The sequence below is a fragment of the Microvirga sp. P4_A5 genome, assembly GCF_056402495.1.
Map to the genome: position 1 here is coordinate 1 of NZ_JBFUHH010000097.1, position 15,706 is coordinate 15,706.

14 protein-coding genes and 1 pseudogene are annotated in these 15,706 nt (G+C 61.2%); 9 read left to right on the forward strand and 6 right to left on the reverse strand.

Annotated elements, in window-relative coordinates:
• Positions 1-318: 318 nt before the first annotated feature.
• From AC1DVM_RS18950 to AC1DVM_RS18975, 6 genes are all read left to right on the forward strand, one after another.
• Complete coding sequence (locus AC1DVM_RS18950) at positions 319-948, forward strand: GntR family transcriptional regulator (protein WP_477256984.1); 630 nt, start codon at positions 319-321, stop codon at positions 946-948.
• 2 nt (positions 949-950) lie between these two features.
• The gene (locus tag AC1DVM_RS18955) at positions 951-1,877 is read left to right on the forward strand and encodes a dihydrodipicolinate synthase family protein (protein WP_477256964.1); all 927 of its coding nucleotides are present in this window, start codon (positions 951-953) and stop codon (positions 1,875-1,877) included.
• Between the two features lie 72 nt (positions 1,878-1,949).
• Positions 1,950-3,128, forward strand: a complete 1,179-nt coding sequence (locus tag AC1DVM_RS18960) for an extracellular solute-binding protein (protein ID WP_477256966.1) — start codon at positions 1,950-1,952, stop codon at positions 3,126-3,128.
• A 245-nt stretch (positions 3,129-3,373) separates the two neighbouring features.
• Complete coding sequence (locus AC1DVM_RS18965; protein ID WP_477256968.1) at positions 3,374-4,579, forward strand: mandelate racemase/muconate lactonizing enzyme family protein; 1,206 nt, start codon at positions 3,374-3,376, stop codon at positions 4,577-4,579.
• Positions 4,576-5,445 carry an SMP-30/gluconolactonase/LRE family protein gene (locus AC1DVM_RS18970; protein WP_477256970.1) on the forward strand — a complete coding sequence of 290 codons (870 nt, stop codon included), beginning with the start codon at positions 4,576-4,578 and terminating at the stop codon, positions 5,443-5,445. The genes AC1DVM_RS18965 and AC1DVM_RS18970 overlap by 4 nt, the downstream gene beginning before the upstream one ends.
• Before the next feature lie 3 nt (positions 5,446-5,448).
• Entirely contained in the window at positions 5,449-6,288 is an 840-nt protein-coding gene (locus AC1DVM_RS18975) for an NAD-dependent epimerase/dehydratase family protein (protein WP_477256972.1), read from the forward strand.
• Between the two features lie 37 nt (positions 6,289-6,325).
• Here the strand turns inward: AC1DVM_RS18975 and AC1DVM_RS18980 are convergent, their stop codons facing one another.
• On the reverse strand, positions 6,326-6,571 hold the full coding sequence (locus AC1DVM_RS18980) for a hypothetical protein (RefSeq protein ID WP_477256990.1): 246 nt from the start codon (positions 6,569-6,571) through the stop codon (positions 6,326-6,328).
• On the opposite strand from AC1DVM_RS18980, the gene AC1DVM_RS18985 reads away from it, so the two are divergent.
• On the forward strand, positions 6,539-7,219 hold the full coding sequence (locus AC1DVM_RS18985; RefSeq protein ID WP_477256986.1) for an aldose epimerase family protein: 681 nt from the start codon (positions 6,539-6,541) through the stop codon (positions 7,217-7,219). The genes AC1DVM_RS18980 and AC1DVM_RS18985 overlap by 33 nt on opposite strands.
• 619 nt (positions 7,220-7,838) lie before the next feature.
• Here AC1DVM_RS18985 and AC1DVM_RS18990 read toward each other — a convergent pair.
• Both AC1DVM_RS18990 and AC1DVM_RS18995 read right to left on the reverse strand, forming a co-directional pair.
• Positions 7,839-8,033: a hypothetical protein gene (locus tag AC1DVM_RS18990; RefSeq protein WP_477256974.1), complete on the reverse strand. Its 195-nt coding sequence runs from the start codon at positions 8,031-8,033 to the stop codon at positions 7,839-7,841.
• 583 nt (positions 8,034-8,616) lie between these two features.
• Entirely contained in the window at positions 8,617-9,504 is an 888-nt protein-coding gene (locus AC1DVM_RS18995; RefSeq protein ID WP_477256976.1) for a PhzF family phenazine biosynthesis protein, read from the reverse strand.
• Between the two features lie 662 nt (positions 9,505-10,166).
• Here AC1DVM_RS18995 and AC1DVM_RS19000 point away from each other — a divergent pair.
• Positions 10,167-11,312 carry a DUF3616 domain-containing protein gene (locus tag AC1DVM_RS19000; protein WP_477256978.1) on the forward strand — a complete coding sequence of 382 codons (1,146 nt, stop codon included), beginning with the start codon at positions 10,167-10,169 and terminating at the stop codon, positions 11,310-11,312.
• Between the two features lie 83 nt (positions 11,313-11,395).
• The gene (locus AC1DVM_RS19005; protein WP_477256988.1) at positions 11,396-11,479 is read left to right on the forward strand and encodes a porin; all 84 of its coding nucleotides are present in this window, start codon (positions 11,396-11,398) and stop codon (positions 11,477-11,479) included.
• A 58-nt stretch (positions 11,480-11,537) separates the two neighbouring features.
• On the opposite strand, the gene AC1DVM_RS19010 is transcribed toward AC1DVM_RS19005, so the two are convergent.
• From AC1DVM_RS19010 to AC1DVM_RS19020, 3 genes and pseudogenes are all read right to left on the reverse strand, one after another.
• On the reverse strand, positions 11,538-14,333 hold the full coding sequence (locus AC1DVM_RS19010) for an SH3 domain-containing protein (RefSeq protein ID WP_477256980.1): 2,796 nt from the start codon (positions 14,331-14,333) through the stop codon (positions 11,538-11,540).
• A 485-nt stretch (positions 14,334-14,818) separates the two neighbouring features.
• A complete protein-coding gene (locus AC1DVM_RS19015; protein ID WP_477256982.1) occupies positions 14,819-15,082 on the reverse strand; it encodes a hypothetical protein in 264 nt (87 codons plus the stop codon).
• A 303-nt stretch (positions 15,083-15,385) separates the two neighbouring features.
• A pseudogene (locus AC1DVM_RS19020) lies at positions 15,386-15,706 on the reverse strand (PLP-dependent cysteine synthase family protein); the annotation flags it as partial.

A 15,706-nucleotide genomic window follows, 5' to 3' on the forward strand; every position in this document is an offset into this window, starting at 1 on the left:
GGCTTACAGTCCGTTAGCGGACCAAGGGACACCTCTGCAAGCTTGGGGTGGCGTGGCTTTGGAGATCAAGCCCTTTACACACGAGAGAAGCAATATTAGTGCCAAGTTCCGGCCGAGATGTGATGATTGCCTGCCCCGCCCGTGCGCTTCTTCTTCACGCCGGAGACCAACTGATACTTGATATATCAGATTTCTGATGATATCAGTCCACTTGAGGGTTCGTTCGCACTGCACTGCAGCGAGGAAAACAGATTGGCCCAATTGGCCCACCGCACGACGCCCCTAGAGCCAATCGTACTGGGAAATCTTCGTGATCATGTGCATGACAGCCTCCGAAAAGCGGTGCTGGCGGGTCGCTTTTTGGACGGAGAACGTCTCAACGAACGCGTTCTGGCGCGGGATTTGGGGGTCAGCACCACGCCGCTGAAAGAGGCACTGCGGCAACTCGAATCCGAAGGACTCGTTCGCACCGAGGCGCGCAGGGGCGTTTTCGTCACGTTCTCGGCTCAACAGGCGGAAGAGATGACGCTTGCGCGCGCGCTGATCGAGAGCGTTATCGCTCGCTTCGCGGCCAAGCGTGCGGCGGCGGCCGATCTCGAAAATCTCGCAGAGCTGGTTGTGGCCATGGGAACCGCGACGGCTTCCGGCAACGTCGAACGCCTTATCGACCTGAACGAACTGTTTCACAGCCGAATCCACGATTGCTCTGGCTGCGATTACCTTTGTCGCCTGCAGGGCAAGCAGCAGACCTACGACCACGCCACGCGGGTCGCCTTGTTGGGAGAGGAAGACGAGCGGGGCCGTGCCCTCGTCGAGCATCACGCTATCTTGCAGGCGATCGCTGGTCGCGATCAAGACGCGGCGGAACGGTTGATGCGCGATCATATAGTGCGCTCTGGACATAGACATATTGAGACGGTTTTTGGCCAAGCGCCGAAGGGAGAATGATGATGACGATTGAACGCGTGCGCGCCGCGCTAGGCGGAATTTCCGGCATCCACGTCACGCCCTACCAGCAGGACGGCACGATCGACGAAGCATTGTTGGCGACCGTCGTGACAAGGATCGCGTCGGCCGGCATTCACAACATCGTCTCGGCGGGCAATACGGGGGAGTTTTACAGTCTCACGATCGATGAAATCGTTCGCCTCCAGGCCGTTGCTTTCGCAGCGGTCGGCGATAAGGCCGTCAAGACGGCGGCCGTCGGGCGATCTCTGAAGGATGCCATCGCTATCGGACGACAAGGGGTGGAGGCGGGGGCCGATGCGTTGATGGTCCATCACCCGCTCGACCCTTTCGCGGCACCCCAATCACAGGCTGATTACTTTCTCGCCATCGCCGACGCGGCCGATGTTCCCGTCGTCGCCTATCTGCGGTCTGACACGATCGGGCTCGCAGACATCGTTCGGCTCGCCAAACATCCGAATGTCGCCGGCATCAAATATGCAACTCCTAATCTGATGCACTTGAGCGAATGCATCCGGGCCACCCAGGATAGCGATGTCGTTTGGGTTTGCGGATTGGCAGAGGGTTGGGCACCGGCCTTCTACGCCGCCGGCGCCAGAGGCTTCACATCGGGACTCGTCAACGTCGATCCTCAGCGCTCCTTTGAAATTTGGGAAGCGCTCGAAAATGGAAGATACCCCGACGCCCGTGCGCTAATCGAGCCGATCGCACCTTTCGAGGCGATGCGCAGCAAACACAACAACGGCGCAAACGTCACGGTGGTCAAGGAAGCCCTGATGCTGGAAGGCCTCAGCGTCGGTCCCGTCAGACTTCCCGGGTTGCCGCGCCTGTCGGACACCGATCGCAGCGAGCTCTCCCGCATTCTATCGTCACTTCGACCCAACGGTAGTCTGCGCAGCGCCGCCGAATAAACACGGATCAACCGACCGACGGGCGGCCAACGCACGCGGATTTCCTATTCAACGCTTCACACAGGGTGGAACATGACGAATGAGATTTCACGACGTACCGTACTCAGCGGCGCAATTGGGTTGGCTGGTGTGGCCGGCTGGGGGCTTCCGGCAATGGCGCAGGTGGCAAAACCGAAATCGCCGCTGACCTTGAACGTCATCGACGCAGCGGGCAATCTCGCACTGACGCAGCCTGCTTTCGATAACTATCGAAAAAATTATCCCGACCTCGTCTCCCGCATCACCTTCACGAAGGCTCCCTCCCCTGAGCTGCCGGGCAAGATCAAAGCCCAACAGGCAGCAAACCGGGTCGATATCGACCTCGTGATCATCGGGCCGGATGCGCTCTCGGCGGGACTTGCGGACGATATCTATCTCGATGTTGTCGGGCAGCACGGAAAAGCCCTGCCGAACTTGAAGGAGATCTATCTTGATCCCGCATGGCAAATGCAGGAGCAGGCCAAGGGTCGCGGCGTCGTCGTGAGCTATTACCCGTCCGGGCCGTTGCTCGAATACGCACCTGACCGCGTGAAGACCCCACCAACCACGGCAGACGAACTTCTCGCCTGGGCAAAGCAGAATCCCAAAAAATTTATCTATGCGCGGCCGGCCAATTCCGGCCCCGGCCGCACGTTTTTGATGGGCCTGCCGTATCTGCTCGGCGATTCGAACCCAAAGGATCCGATGAAGGGCTGGGACAAGACGTGGGCGTATCTCAAGGAGCTTCACAAGACCATTGAATACTATCCCACCGGAACGACGGCCACGATGAAGGAGTTCGGTGATGGCACGCGGGACATGCTCGTCACCACCACCGGGTGGGACATCAATCCGCGCGTTCTGGGCATCGTTCCGAAGGAGGCGAAAGTCACAACCCTCAAGGGCTTCCACTGGGTTGTGGATGCTCACTATTTGAGCATTCCGAGGGGGGTCGATGCGGAGCGCATTCCCATCATCGTGGATCTGATCGGCCACATGCTGAAGAAGGACCAGCAGGCCTACGCATATGACGAGGGCTATTTTTATCCTGGCCCAGCCGTGAAGGACGTACCGCTGAGCATGGCACCGCAGGCCAGTCAGGATGYGATCCGTGAATATGGTCGACCCGAATACGAAAAGCTGATTGCAGATAATCCGAAGGAAATGCCTTTGGAACCCGAACAACTCGTGCAGGCCTTTCGTCGCTGGGACGAGGAAATCGGCTCGAAATAGTACCTCTTCTTATCGCGCCCGCCGTCGTGGGCGCGATATCGTCATCCGGTTCAAAAGCTACGTCGATGTTCATTCATGCCGCTCATTTTCACGAACTTCGCCTCGATCGCAGTTTAGAATTCGGTGGCTGCGCTCAACGATATTTCTCTGACAATCCGTAATGGACGCGACAGAAACAACCCGCCCATCGAGGGGCAACCTGCCGCCTCGCGCCAGCGCGCGGGCGACTTTCCACGGATAGTCCGATGAAAATCACTGCCCTAGAAACGGTCCAGCTTCCGCATCTGAACAACGTCCTGTGGGTTCGCATTCACACGGATGAGGGGTTGATCGGCCTCGGTGAGACGTTCCGTGGTGCGGACGCCGTTGCAAGCTATCTTCATGCCGACGTCGCGCCACTCCTCATGGGGCGCGATCCGTTGCAGATCGATGCCATCTCCAAGCTTCTCATTGAGACCTATGTCGGATTCCGTTCGTCTGGCGTCGAGATGCGAGCGGCCTCGGCTGTCGACATCGCTCTCTGGGACCTGTTCGGGAAGGTTGTCAATCAGCCGATCCACCAATTGCTGGGCGGCCTGTCGCGACCGCGCATTCGAACATACAACACGTGCGCTGGCTACACCTACAACAAGCGCGGCGCGCGGCGTTACATCGGCGACCGCGACGAGGGTGCCGAAGGTCCCTATGAGGATCAGATCGCGTTTCATCGGGACGCGGGCGCACTGGCTCAGAGCCTCTTGGAAGAGGGCATCACGGCCATGAAAATCTGGCCGTTCGACCCCTTCTCGGTGGAAAGTGGCGGAAACTTCATCCACAGGCACGATCTTGACAAGGCCCTGCTGCCGTTTCGCCAGATCCGTGATGCTGTCGGCGACAAGATGGAAGTGATGGTCGAGTTGCACTCGATGTGGGATCTGCCGTCTGCACTGGCGATCGCTCGCGAATTGCGGCCCTTCCGCCCCTTTTGGGCGGAGGATCCGATCAAGATGCAGGACCCCGATGCCCTCGCCACGTACGCGGCGCGTTCCGGGCTTCCCGTCTGCGCGAGCGAGACCGTCGCGACGCGCTCCCAATTCCTCGAACTACTCCGCAAGGGCGCGGCCGACTACGTGATGCTTGATATCTCGTGGTGCGGAGGTTTGAGCGAGGGCAAGAAGATTGCCACCATGGCAGAGGCCTTTCAAAGGCCCGTCGCCCCACACGATTGYACCGGCCCCGTCGTGTTTGCGGCATCGATTCATCTATCGTTGAATCTGCCGAATGCCGTGTTCCAGGAATCGGTGCGCGCCTATTACAGCTCCTGGTATCGCGACCTCGTCACGGTCATGCCGCGTATCGAGGATGGCCACATCTATCCGTTCGATGGCGCGGGTCTCGGCCTCGAACTCAGCCCGTTCGTTCTCGACCACGCCGAAGCCGTGATCCGACAGACGAGGGCAACCGACCAATGATGTCATTTCGGCCCCTGGGCACGCTCCGCCTGCGCGTCGGAGAGAGCCCCGTCTGGGACGAGCGCCGCGATGCATTGTTCGCGTGCGACGTGCTCGGGCAATCGGTGGTCCTCATCGGTTTGGGCGGTGACGTTCGGGGGACTTGGTCTTTCGACAAAACCGTCGGATCGCTCGGATTGACGGAGAGCGGTCGGCTTGTGGTCGCGCTGGGCCGCGACGTCGTGCTGTTCGATCCGGAGAGCGGCGCGGTCGCGCCGTTGGCGCGGTTGCCCGAGCCTGAAAGCAACCGTCTGAACGACGGCAAGGTCGGCCCAAATGGGTGCTTCTATGTCGGGAGCATGGACGATCGGGCAGACAAGAAACCCGTCGGCGCGCTCTACAAGGTGTCGGCGGACGGTTGCGTCGAGCGCGTTGCGGCGGGATTTCTGGTGTCCAACGGCCTGGCTTGGTCGCCCGACGGATCGACGATCTTTCACAGTGATTCCCGCGGCCCTTACATCGATTGCTACGCGTTCGATCCGCAGCGAGGCACCCTGTCCGGGCGCCGCCGACTTGCGACGTTGAACGAGAAGGTGGGCCGGCCCGATGGGGGAGCATGCGATGCGCTCGGGCATTACTGGAGTGCTGGCGTGTCGGCCGGGGCACTCAATCGCTTCTCTGAAAACGGAGAATTGATCGAACGGTATCCCGTACCCGTCAATGCGCCGACGATGCCCTGCTTCTGCGGTTCAGGACTCGCACGTATGGCAGTGACTTCGTTGACGGAAGGTCTCACGGACGCCGCACGTGTGGATTTCGACGGTACCATTCTGATCGCCGATGCCTCGGTCCCCGGCGTGCCGGTCGGCCGCATGCGAGGACTTTGAGCCATGGAGCCGCCAGCGATCATGCGACCCGCACTCGTATCCCACCAGCGCAAGGTGCTCCTCACCGGGGCCTCCGGCAATCTCGGACGCATTCTGGTGCCGGCGCTCGCCGAAGCGGGGCATCATCTCACGCTCACTGATCGTGCACCCTTTCCTGATCCGCTGCCGCGGAATGCTGCATTCTTTCAGGCCGATCTGACCGAACAAGATGGACTCTGCGAATGTCCGCCCGACGTCACGGACATCGTTCACTTTGGCGGAATCAACACGGAGGGGCCGCCCGAGGCCATCCATGCCGCCAACATCGTGGGGACGCTCAACGTCTTCGAGTTCGCTCGCGCACGCCGCGCACGCGTCACCTTTGCAAGCTCGAATCATACGATTGGTTTTTACCCGCGCTCGCGCCCCCTGACGGTCGCCGATGCCTATCGTCCCGACGGCTATTACGGCTTGTCAAAGGCCTATGCCGAATTGCTGGGCCGTCTCTTCTATGACAAACACGGCGTCGAGAGCGTTCATCTCAGGATCGCGTCCTGCGTACCCGAACCGACGGACCTGCGCCATCTCTCGACATGGCTCTCCTATCCCGACTTCGTTCGTCTCGTCGCTGCCGCCCTGACGGCGGACGCGCCGGGATTTGCAATCGTCTGGGGTGTATCGCGGAATACGCGGCGGTGGTGGAGCGAGGACGATGCCGAACGCATCGGCTACCGGCCGCAAGACGACGCCGAGAACTTCGCGTCGCGAATCCATTCCGAGAGCGGCAACGCCGTGTCGCTGGCATTTCAGGGCGGTTCACATTGCGCGATGGGCTTCAGTCGCACCGATTTTGAACAGGAATGAACAGTGGTCCGCCACTCATTACCCTTGCGGCCCATGGCTACCGACTGTCGGTGTCGCCTTTCCATGGCGCCAGCCTGACCGGATTAACCTGGCAAGCGAGGACTGGCGAGGTTTCGATATTGCGTTCCTGCGATGCCAGCACTCTTTCGCTTGGCGAAGCGAGCCCGGTGAGCTGCTTCGTCATGGCACCCTTTGCCAACAGGATAGAGGGGGTATATTCACCCATGACGGACGCCGGAACACCCTTGCGATCAACCGCCCGGAGGAGGACGTAGCGATCCATGGTCTTTCGCGCTTGGCGCCGTTTGAGATTGTCGATCACAAGCGCGACGAATCACAACTGCTTCACCGCTATCGCGGCGACGTGTTCGCCTACGATCTGCTCCAGACTATCCGGATCGGGAAGCGCGGCGTTCGCATCGGCTTGCGTGTGACCAATCGTGATGTGGAGCGTATGCCGTTTGGCATTGGCCTCCATCCGTTCTTCGTCCGCGACGAGGGAACGCGCCTCCGATTTCGCGCGCGCGTTCGCTTCGTGTCCGACAGCCGAAATCTTCCGATAAGCGCGATCGCCGCAGATGATGGGCCGGATTTTCGGCAAGGTGTTTTCTTGCGAGATCTTCCCTGGTTCGATTCGCACTACGCGCAATGGGAGCCGGGCACGGCTTTACTAGAGCAGCCCGACGCTGGTCTGTTGGTGGCCATCTCGGCTCGGGGTGCGTTTCAAAATCTTCATGTGCTTACGCCCCACGCGTCAGATTTCGTCTGTATCGGGCCAGTCAGTCATGTGCCCGACGTTGTGAATCGCCGCCCATTCGCTCCTTTTGGAGATCTGCACTTTCTGTCACCGGGCGAAAGCCTGTCGGGCGCCTTCGCCATTGAGGCGCACAGCTCGCCCTCGTCCGGTCCCCCCCGGGCGAAGCGCCGGTAGTTGGAAGCGACAAAAGGGAAGGAGCGAGCTCGGTCCCTTCGTTCCTTCGGCCGCCAGCCCTGATCGCGGCAAGGGCTCCGACGCCCGAGAGACCATGCTGGACGATGTCAATCCTTGTGACGCAGCGATTGCGTGGATCGGCTTGAGGATCGCGACCACGATCCCGACTCGCGGCGTGTGGAGGTCGGGTTTGGACGTGCGCCTGGTGGGGCGACATTGCCCGGCGCTTGGTGCTGTGTTTCCTGGGCTCGGRCAAACGAAAGCCCCCGGGAGACGTCTCACGGGACTGTCGCTTTGAGTGGTCGCGGGGACCTGAAACCACCAAGACTTGCCAAACCCAATTCACAACGATCTTGCAAGTTTGTATCCTCGTTCGCCGGGCTCTTGTCCTGGTAGTCGTTGGTGGTCTAATAGTGGTGGCGTTTGCCTTCTGACGCGTGAGCGCCTGAACGCCTTGCCCTGACGCGACCTTAAATTAATCAGGACAAATCAACCACAGGTAGGATCAGCTAGGCACCCTCCGAGTCAGCGCCGGTAGTAGCGCGAGGCTGCGTAAAGAGCCGCTCATCGTCATAATACGGACTTTCCGCTCACGTTTCGTTGATACGAGAAGCGACTATCATGAAGATGTCGATTGGATTGAGGTCCCCCAGCGCACCCATACCGTTGCCTGGGCGCGACGGCTCACACCGAAGGTGCTCGAATGGATAGCGACAAACGAGACGATCTGTTTCTTGACGACCTGTATGTCGGCCAGATCTTCACCAGCGCATCGCTCGGCATCGACGCGGATCAGATCAAACGGTTTGCGCAAGAGTTCGACCCACAGCCTTTTCACCTTAGTGCGGATGGGGCTGCAAGTCGCTGTTCGCCGGCTTGGCCGCCAGCGGCTGACACACCGCCACTCTCACGATGCGGCTGCTTGTGAATGGCGGCGCGCCACTCGCCGGGGGCGTCATTGGCGCCGGGGGTGAGATCGCATGGCCGCAGCCCACACGTCCCGGTGACGAGCTTCATGTCGTCAGTGAGGTCGTGGAGATTAGGCCGTCCCGCTCCAAGCCGGATCGGGGCATCGTGACTCTGCGAAGTGAGACCCGCAATCATCGTGGCGAAGTCGTTCAGGTGCTGACATCAAAACTGGTGGTTCCCCGTAGTCAGTCCAGCGCCGATCAAGCTGTGCCATAAGGCGGAGGCTCGATCGCCCGCGCGCCGCACACATGGGGACGCACCCTTTTACGCCCATCGAGTGTCATGCACCGACGGTCGGCTTTTTTCCAGGAACGTCCGCTGCACCCTGTCACAGCTGACCTCCGACTTACTTCCGAGAAGTGCCAGGAGCGGCTCTTCCCGGGTTCCATTTTGTGTTCCGGAAAGACGCTCCTCGCGCACTCGGTCCTCTAAAGCAGCGCTTCGCCCCGGAACATCGGGATACAACTGCCGCCGACACGCGAGTGATAGCCATCCTCGGCGCGCCACGACGTCACCTTGAGCAAGCTCGTCCGGCCCATCTCGACGCCCTGTGTGATGGTGAAGGCGGCCTTGTCTCCACCATCGAGCGAGAGCAGCAGAGCGCCGAGCGTGGCGCTGGCGCTTCCCGTCGCCGGGTCTTCCCAGGTGCCTGCGAGCGGTGCGAACATCCGTGCTCGGATCGTGTTGCCATCACGCGCATAGAGGAACAGCGACAAGCGTCCGGCCAGCTCTCCATGCAGCCGCACGAGCTTGCGAAAAGCGGCGAGATCAGGCGTCGCTCTGGCAAGAGCTTCCGGCTCGACCTGCGTCAGCACGAACTTGACGCCGACGGAGGCGTTCACAGGCTTGTGGGCTGCTGTAGCGACATCGTCACTCGAAAGCCCGACGCAGGCGGCGATCTCGTCGATCGGCAACTCCATACTGAGGGACAAGGCCTGCGGCGCCGCAATATCTGCCCCTGTCACCGCTCCGATCGCATCGCGCTCCACAGCGATCTCGACGAGGCCAGCCTTCTGCTCGAACCGCAGCACACGGTCGCGGTCCCGGCCATGGCGCGCCAGCACATAAGCCGTGCCGACATTGGGATGGCCGGCAAAGGGCATCTCAGCCGTGCGATGGAAGATGCGCACACGGGCATCATTAGTCGGATCGTCGGCTGGCAGGACGAACGTTGTCTCGCTGTAGTTCATCTCCGCCGCGAGCGCCTGCATCTGTGCGTCGGAAAGCCCGCGCGCATCGGTGAAGACAGCCAGCGGATTGCCACCGAAGGGCCGGTCGGTGAAGACGTCTACAGTCTCATACGGGAAAAGGGGCATGGCAGTTTCCAAAAACGGAGCGGATTCACCATTTCCTACCAGCCAAGCCGGCTGAATACTAATTCAGCGACGGAATGTGACTGATAACCTTTGCTGGTTGTCGGAGCTGGCCTGATCGGCTTTCTGTCTTTGGCTTTGCAACGCCTAGAGCCACCGGACGTTCTCCCCGAAAGTCAGCTCTGGGTCAAAGTGTAACGAATAGTAGATGAAATGAAGGTCCGCTCACCGCCTCATGAGCAGACCAAATCGTCTCTTCTGAGATGTGCCACTTCCAGACATTTGAGAATACGTGAATTCATATGGCCCGAGTGCCAAAGGCCCTGGGCGGCACCGGCAATCATCCGAGTTTCTGTAAACTGTGTCCTGCGCAGCCTTTGCGGGCGAACTCACAGTTGCTTGGTAGGCGGATATCCGCCGGAATCCGCGTCCGTGGGAGCGCCGTTCGAATACCCAGGCACAGCTCATCCGGGGCCGCCTACCAGCGCGACCGCTTGCCCAAAAGGGGCGAGCACGACCACGCCATTGGCCGCGAACGATTTCTGCCTATGTTACTTGACGGTTCGGTCTCCGCGCGGCCGGGCTATTATTGTCAGGTCGTCTTTCGTCGGGTTCACGCCTGACCGCGTGAGCATTCAGGCGCGTCAGCACCGGAGGAAATGGCCGTGCCCCATAACAGCCCTGTGGAACTCCTCGGACAGGTCGATCTCACCTTTTCCGACTGGCGGCCGCTGCGACATGTGGAGGACCCGCTCCACAAGGATCTGTCCGCCGTAGCCCGCATCGGCGACAGTATCTTTCTCGCCTGCGACGAGACGGCGAGCGTCGAGCGGCTGCGGCGCCTGAAGGATGGCCGGTTCGGCGAGCATCGGCATTTCGCCCTCGAGGGGCTCGTTGACCTACCGGCCGGGGCCGAGGGCGAGATGGACATCGAAGGCCTGTGCGCCGTGGACGGCTTTCTTTGGATCGTAGGATCGCATTCTCTCAAGCGCACCAGACCCAAGCGCGACGAGAGCGAAGCCGATGACGCCCTGGGTCGGATGGAGCGGGTCGAGCGCGAGCCGAACCGCCACTTCTTGGGCCGGATCCCGCTCGTCGAAGAGTCACCGGGTTCGTTCATGCCGACTCAATTGGACGGCGAACGCCGGGCCGCCTGGGCCAGATTCGGCAAGAGGAGCAGCTCCCTCACTCGTTGGGTTGCCGGTGATCCGCATCTCGGCCCCTTCCTGACGATCCCCGCCAAGGAGAACGGGTTCGACGTTGAAGGTCTGGCGGTGCGCGGAAGTCGGATTTGGCTTGGCCTGCGCGGGCCGGTGCTGCGGGGCCACGCGGTAGTGCTCGAGCTGGAGATCGCGGAGAAAGCACCGGGCCGGCTCAAGGCCCGCCGCATCGACGGCGAACGGCGCTACCGCAAGCACCTGCTCGATACGCGCGGACTCGGCATCCGCGACATGCGGCTTGACGGCGACGATCTCCTTCTGCTGGTTGGGCCCACGATGTCCCTGGAAGGGCCTGCGTTCGTGCTGCGCTGGCGGGATGCGGTTCACGACCGTGGCTCCGGTGTCATCGCTCCTGATCGGATCGAGACGGTCGCTGAGTTGCCCTACCGATTGCACGCTGATCACCCCGAGGGCATCGATCTCTGGCCGGAGGCAGGCCCTGGAGCTCTGCTCGTCATCTATGATGCCCCTGCGCCGGAGCGGACGGATCCGGACACCTTCACGGTGCGCGCCGACTTGATCGGCCGGCTAGGCGGCAACCGGTCTGATCGGCGTCAAAAGGCACGGACGAAGGCGCTGGCCTCTGGATAGCCGAGCGGCGCTGCGGCGGACGGTCCGCCGCGCTGGCACCATTGAGGCGCCTCTGCGACGAAAACTGCGCTTTCATCGAATACGTGCGCATCTGCTCCGTCTATGGCACCGGCTTCTTCTGCATCCCCAACACCGAGACCTGCCTGCGCGTCCTGCGCGTTTTCTGAACGGCGATATGAACAAACCATCGTGCAGGGCACGCGAGCCGCTTGCCCGTATGTACCTTCAGCGACGGCCACCTCCTCCAAATCCTCCGCCCCGCCCACCGCCTCCGCCGAAACCGCCGCGCGGGCCCATGCTCCGCGATGGTCCGAACGACGCCGAACGGGAGAACTGCGCCGGTGGCCGGGTGAACTGACGGCTTGCCATCTGCCGCTGATTGCCGACATGGCGGGCCTGGACGTCGCGCATAACATTTGTTGGAAGCTGCTGGCGAGCAGCCGGACGCTGTGCGGGAGGTCGCTGCGGCTGAGCCGAACGTTGTCGTGTCGCCTGCCGCTGTTGCGACGCGGGCCGTTGCTGAACCGCCGGACGCTCCTGAGCTGCGCGGCGCTGTTGAGCTGCGTCGCGTTGTTGCGGGGTTTGGCGCTGTTGCGTTGCCGGGCGCTGCTGAGGCTGGCGCTGCTGTGCCCGCTCCCGGATGGCATCGCGATCGGCAGCGTCCCGCCGGACCTGCTCACCAGGGTTCAAGCGCTGGCCGAGCGCAGCGCCCGCGGCACCGGCAGCACCGGCTCCGGCAAGGCCTCTAAGCGCATCGCCTCCACCCCGCTCCTGGAACCGCTCGCGGGCTTCCGGCGAAAGGCCTTCGCGTCCTTCGCCGCGTTGGAGCAGATCCCCACGTTCCGGCCGCTGCACGTCCTGCCAGCCACCATCGAATCGCTGCCAGCCATCACCGGTGTTGCGATAGACATTGCCGTCGCGACCCGCATAGATGTCGCCGCGCCGACCTTCGCGAATGAAGCCCTGGCCATTGGAGGTGTTCCAGCGGAGAGACGAACCGCCGGCGGTATTATCGCGAGCCGTCACCCGTGCCCATTCGGACCCGCGCTTCACGCCGGCCGATTTCCACGCGCCGTAGACGTTGCGGCCACCCGCGACGAAGCCGCCTCCGTCCGTGCGCGGATTGTACGCTCCGACGAACCCGGCCGAACCGCGTGGTCCCCAAGCTGCTCCAGCCCGGGCGTAAGTATTCGTACGAGGGTTCCATGCCCGTGCGCCCGCAATCCCGCGATACGGACCATAGGCATAGCCATAGCGGCCATACATGCCCCGGACTGGATTGTAATACGCTGCAAGACCCCAGGTTACGGGACGCGGGTAATAGATCGGGAACCCGTAACCCGACCAGTTGTACCAGTACGGCGGATAGGACCAGCCAGTTCCGTAGACATAAGTGCCCCAAGCCGGAAAGCCGTAAAGATATCCCATGGTGTAGCTGTACCAGACTGCATCAGGCTCGGTGTCGTAGACGCGCACATAGGTGGCGTTGTAGACGGGCGAGGACGGCGGAATCTGATAGATCGTCTCCGGCACTTCACGGGCCAACTGCCACGGACCGTTCGCGTTGTCGGCCATGAACCACACGCCATCCTGGAGCAGGTAGTGGCGATCCCCGACCTTGATCACGGTCTCGGTCGTGTTCGTCGCGTAAGACAGATCGGTCGTTTCGATCGGCGCGAACTGGGCGTCTCCGGCATAGGCGATCGTTGGCGTGATCGAGCCGGCCTCGACGCGCGCCGTCGTGGGAATGCTGGCTTTGAGCCGCGCCTCGGCGCTCTCTGACGTGCCCGGCACAGACGAGCGCACAGCATAATATGGTGCATCCTCCGGAATGTTCTGGAAATCCGCCGGCAGATCCGGCGTCGCGAATGTCCATAGGCCATTCAGCGACGCTGCACTGAACCAGCGGCCGGACAGGAGCACGTACCACCGCTTTCCGGCTTTGTCGAAAAAGACGTCCGATTCGCTGTTCGAAGCCCATTGAAGTGCTGTACCGGGCACGTCCTGAAGCGTTGGTTCGCCCTCGAACAGGATCAGTTCAGCGGGCTTATCAGTGGTGATTACTTTCGGAATGACACCGCCCGCGAACGACTCAGCGGGTATGGCAGCGCGCGCATCCGCCCAACTGCCATCTTCCGGCAGGTCCTTCAACAGGGCAGGCAACTCGGCAGCAGCCTGTGTCCATGGCCCCGTCATGGCGCTCGCGGTCAGCCAATGCGTGTCATCACGCAGATAGAGCGCGCCACCGTCGATGCGGAAGAGATCCCAATTCGTATTCATTACGAAGGAGAGACCGGTTTTTCCCTTGACGGGTGCGTAGGCAGGCTCACCGTCCGTCTGCAACAGGATCGCCGGAGAGTTCGACACGAAAATCGCCGGGGGGTCTGCCTTCAGCCCCTGCACGTCGGTCATGCGCTTCTGTTCGGCCAGACTTGCCTTCACGCGCGACTCCGACACCGTGATCGGGCCCGTGGGCAGGATCTTGCCAGTCTCGACAGCGAGCGCGGTCAGTTCGTCGCGGCCGAGACCAGAGAAGTTAAGTTCGGTGACGACAATATCGGTGATCACGATCTCGCCTGCATCCTCGTCATGGGACGTCTTACCCTTCAGTCCGATCACACCGAACACCGGATTGGCCTCCGGTGTTTTCAGGAACTGAGCCGCCACCAGCGCCTCAATGGATTTGAAATCGGTCCATTCGGTGAACTGCGGCTGGTAGAGTGTCATACGCCCCTTGCCGGTCTCGTACGATCGCGGCCACTGCTCCGCCTCTTTGTTCTCCTGGATGTATCGACTGCTGACGAAACCGGTACGGTCATCGACGGTGACGGCACACCAGCTTCCCGCGTCCTCGCAATCCCCGATGTCGATTACGGTGCCGGCCGGGAGGGTGCGGAGGGACGAGAACTGCGTTCCAGGACCGGATCGGAAATTGACACTGGCTGTGGTGACGCCTGGTGTCGCCAACCCGGGTGTTGCAGCAACGATCGGGACAAGCGCGAACGCGATGATCTTTCTCATGGGTGTCTGTTCCCCCTTCATAGAGATCGGCTTTTTTGCCCCCAACCGAATCGATGCTTCGCGACCGACAGACTTCAGAAAGAATGGCCCTGACCGCGGCGGCCAATGACCCATTCATCTGCATCGAAGCCGCAGCGGTGGACCTGAAGGCCATCTCCGTCGCGGCCGCCTCACTGTGCATCGGAATCCTCCCCCCACGGCCCGGCGCACAGCACGGGCGGGATGTTACGGGTGGAATACTTTGTGATTGGTTCGAGGAACCTGCTTGATCGTTTGGGACAAGCGCTTGGCATTTGTTGCCCTGGGACCTTAGCCACTCTGGCATTCGCGCATTCGTCGGTCGGTCCAGAGTAAGAGTCGCCCAAGGAATTTCATGTTGGACCGGGCGAAGCCTCAGGCTTCGCATCGTATCGGGATAGAGAGTGATGGCTGATCTCGGGCAGGTCTCGGCAAGATTTCAGCTAAGCGCGCCCCCCGCACTGACGTTATTTCGGAAGGCATTCCACATCATAAGCAATGATGATCTGTGCTGGATCAGCCGCGCCGGCTCGCTTCAAGTCGTCCAGTCCGCTTCTTAGCTTGGTTCCTGCTTCCTTCAGAGTATCCTCAATTTTTGACTTGGCCGTCTCGCATCGCTCCTCACTTGAGAATTCCTGGAAGACCACCGTTGGAAGCAGTCTCCACTCTGTCCGGTCGTTCGTAGCTGCGGGACTGACCGAGTAGGAGAAAATGTAAATCAGAACCCACATTGGTTTGCTCCCGAGGGTCAGACGGCAGCCGCCCAGCAGACTGGGGCAGCAGAGTTTACCTGATCCAAGCATAGCAGAAAACAGAGAAGATTTCCGATAGAGGTCAACAATAGGCAGGAAATCGCAAATCAACTCCGAGGACCTTTTCGAATACATTGAGTGGGGCAAAACGATACAGTGCGCGGTGGAGCTGCTTCCATCAGGAAGTGGATCGCAGCGAGTCCTAAATTGCCAATTGAGCAGGGCCGCGGAGCTTTCACGCTCCACGCGACAAGGAGCGACGACATCGTTGCCCGCTGAGCTTTAAATCGGGCGTAAGGATCGCTCGAGGATGCCGGTCTCGAAAAAGCGTTCGATCTTCTGCTCATCGTGCTGGATTTCGATCCCGCTTTTTTTCAGCCATGCATCATCCAAGTGCGTACTGCGGTAGCGCTCTCCCGAGTCGCACAAAAGCGTCGTGACCGATCCCACCTCGTTTCGCGCAACCATCTCGCTGACGATCTGCGCGACTGCGTACATGTTGGTGCCGGTCGATCCGCCGCAGGAGCGATCGATCCTGCGTGAGAGGACGCGCGCGGCGGCGATGCTGGCGGTATCCGGCACCGCACATGCACGGTCGATAAG

What these genes read in the sequence shown, in the direction of transcription:
- AC1DVM_RS18980 (WP_477256990.1), bottom strand. Translation starts at nt 6,571, where the DNA reads ATGGATCGCTACGTCCTCCTCCGGGCGGTTGATCGCAAGGGTGTTCCG.
- AC1DVM_RS18995 (WP_477256976.1), bottom strand. Translation starts at nt 9,504, where the DNA reads ATGCCCCTTTTCCCGTATGAGACTGTAGACGTCTTCACCGACCGGCCC.
- AC1DVM_RS18970 (WP_477256970.1), top strand. Translation starts at nt 4,576, where the DNA reads ATGATGTCATTTCGGCCCCTGGGCACGCTCCGCCTGCGCGTCGGAGAG.
- AC1DVM_RS18975 (WP_477256972.1), top strand. Translation starts at nt 5,449, where the DNA reads ATGGAGCCGCCAGCGATCATGCGACCCGCACTCGTATCCCACCAGCGC.
- AC1DVM_RS19015 (WP_477256982.1), bottom strand. Translation starts at nt 15,082, where the DNA reads ATGTGGGTTCTGATTTACATTTTCTCCTACTCGGTCAGTCCCGCAGCT.
- AC1DVM_RS18955 (WP_477256964.1), top strand. Translation starts at nt 951, where the DNA reads ATGACGATTGAACGCGTGCGCGCCGCGCTAGGCGGAATTTCCGGCATC.
- AC1DVM_RS19010 (WP_477256980.1), bottom strand. Translation starts at nt 14,333, where the DNA reads ATGAGAAAGATCATCGCGTTCGCGCTTGTCCCGATCGTTGCTGCAACA.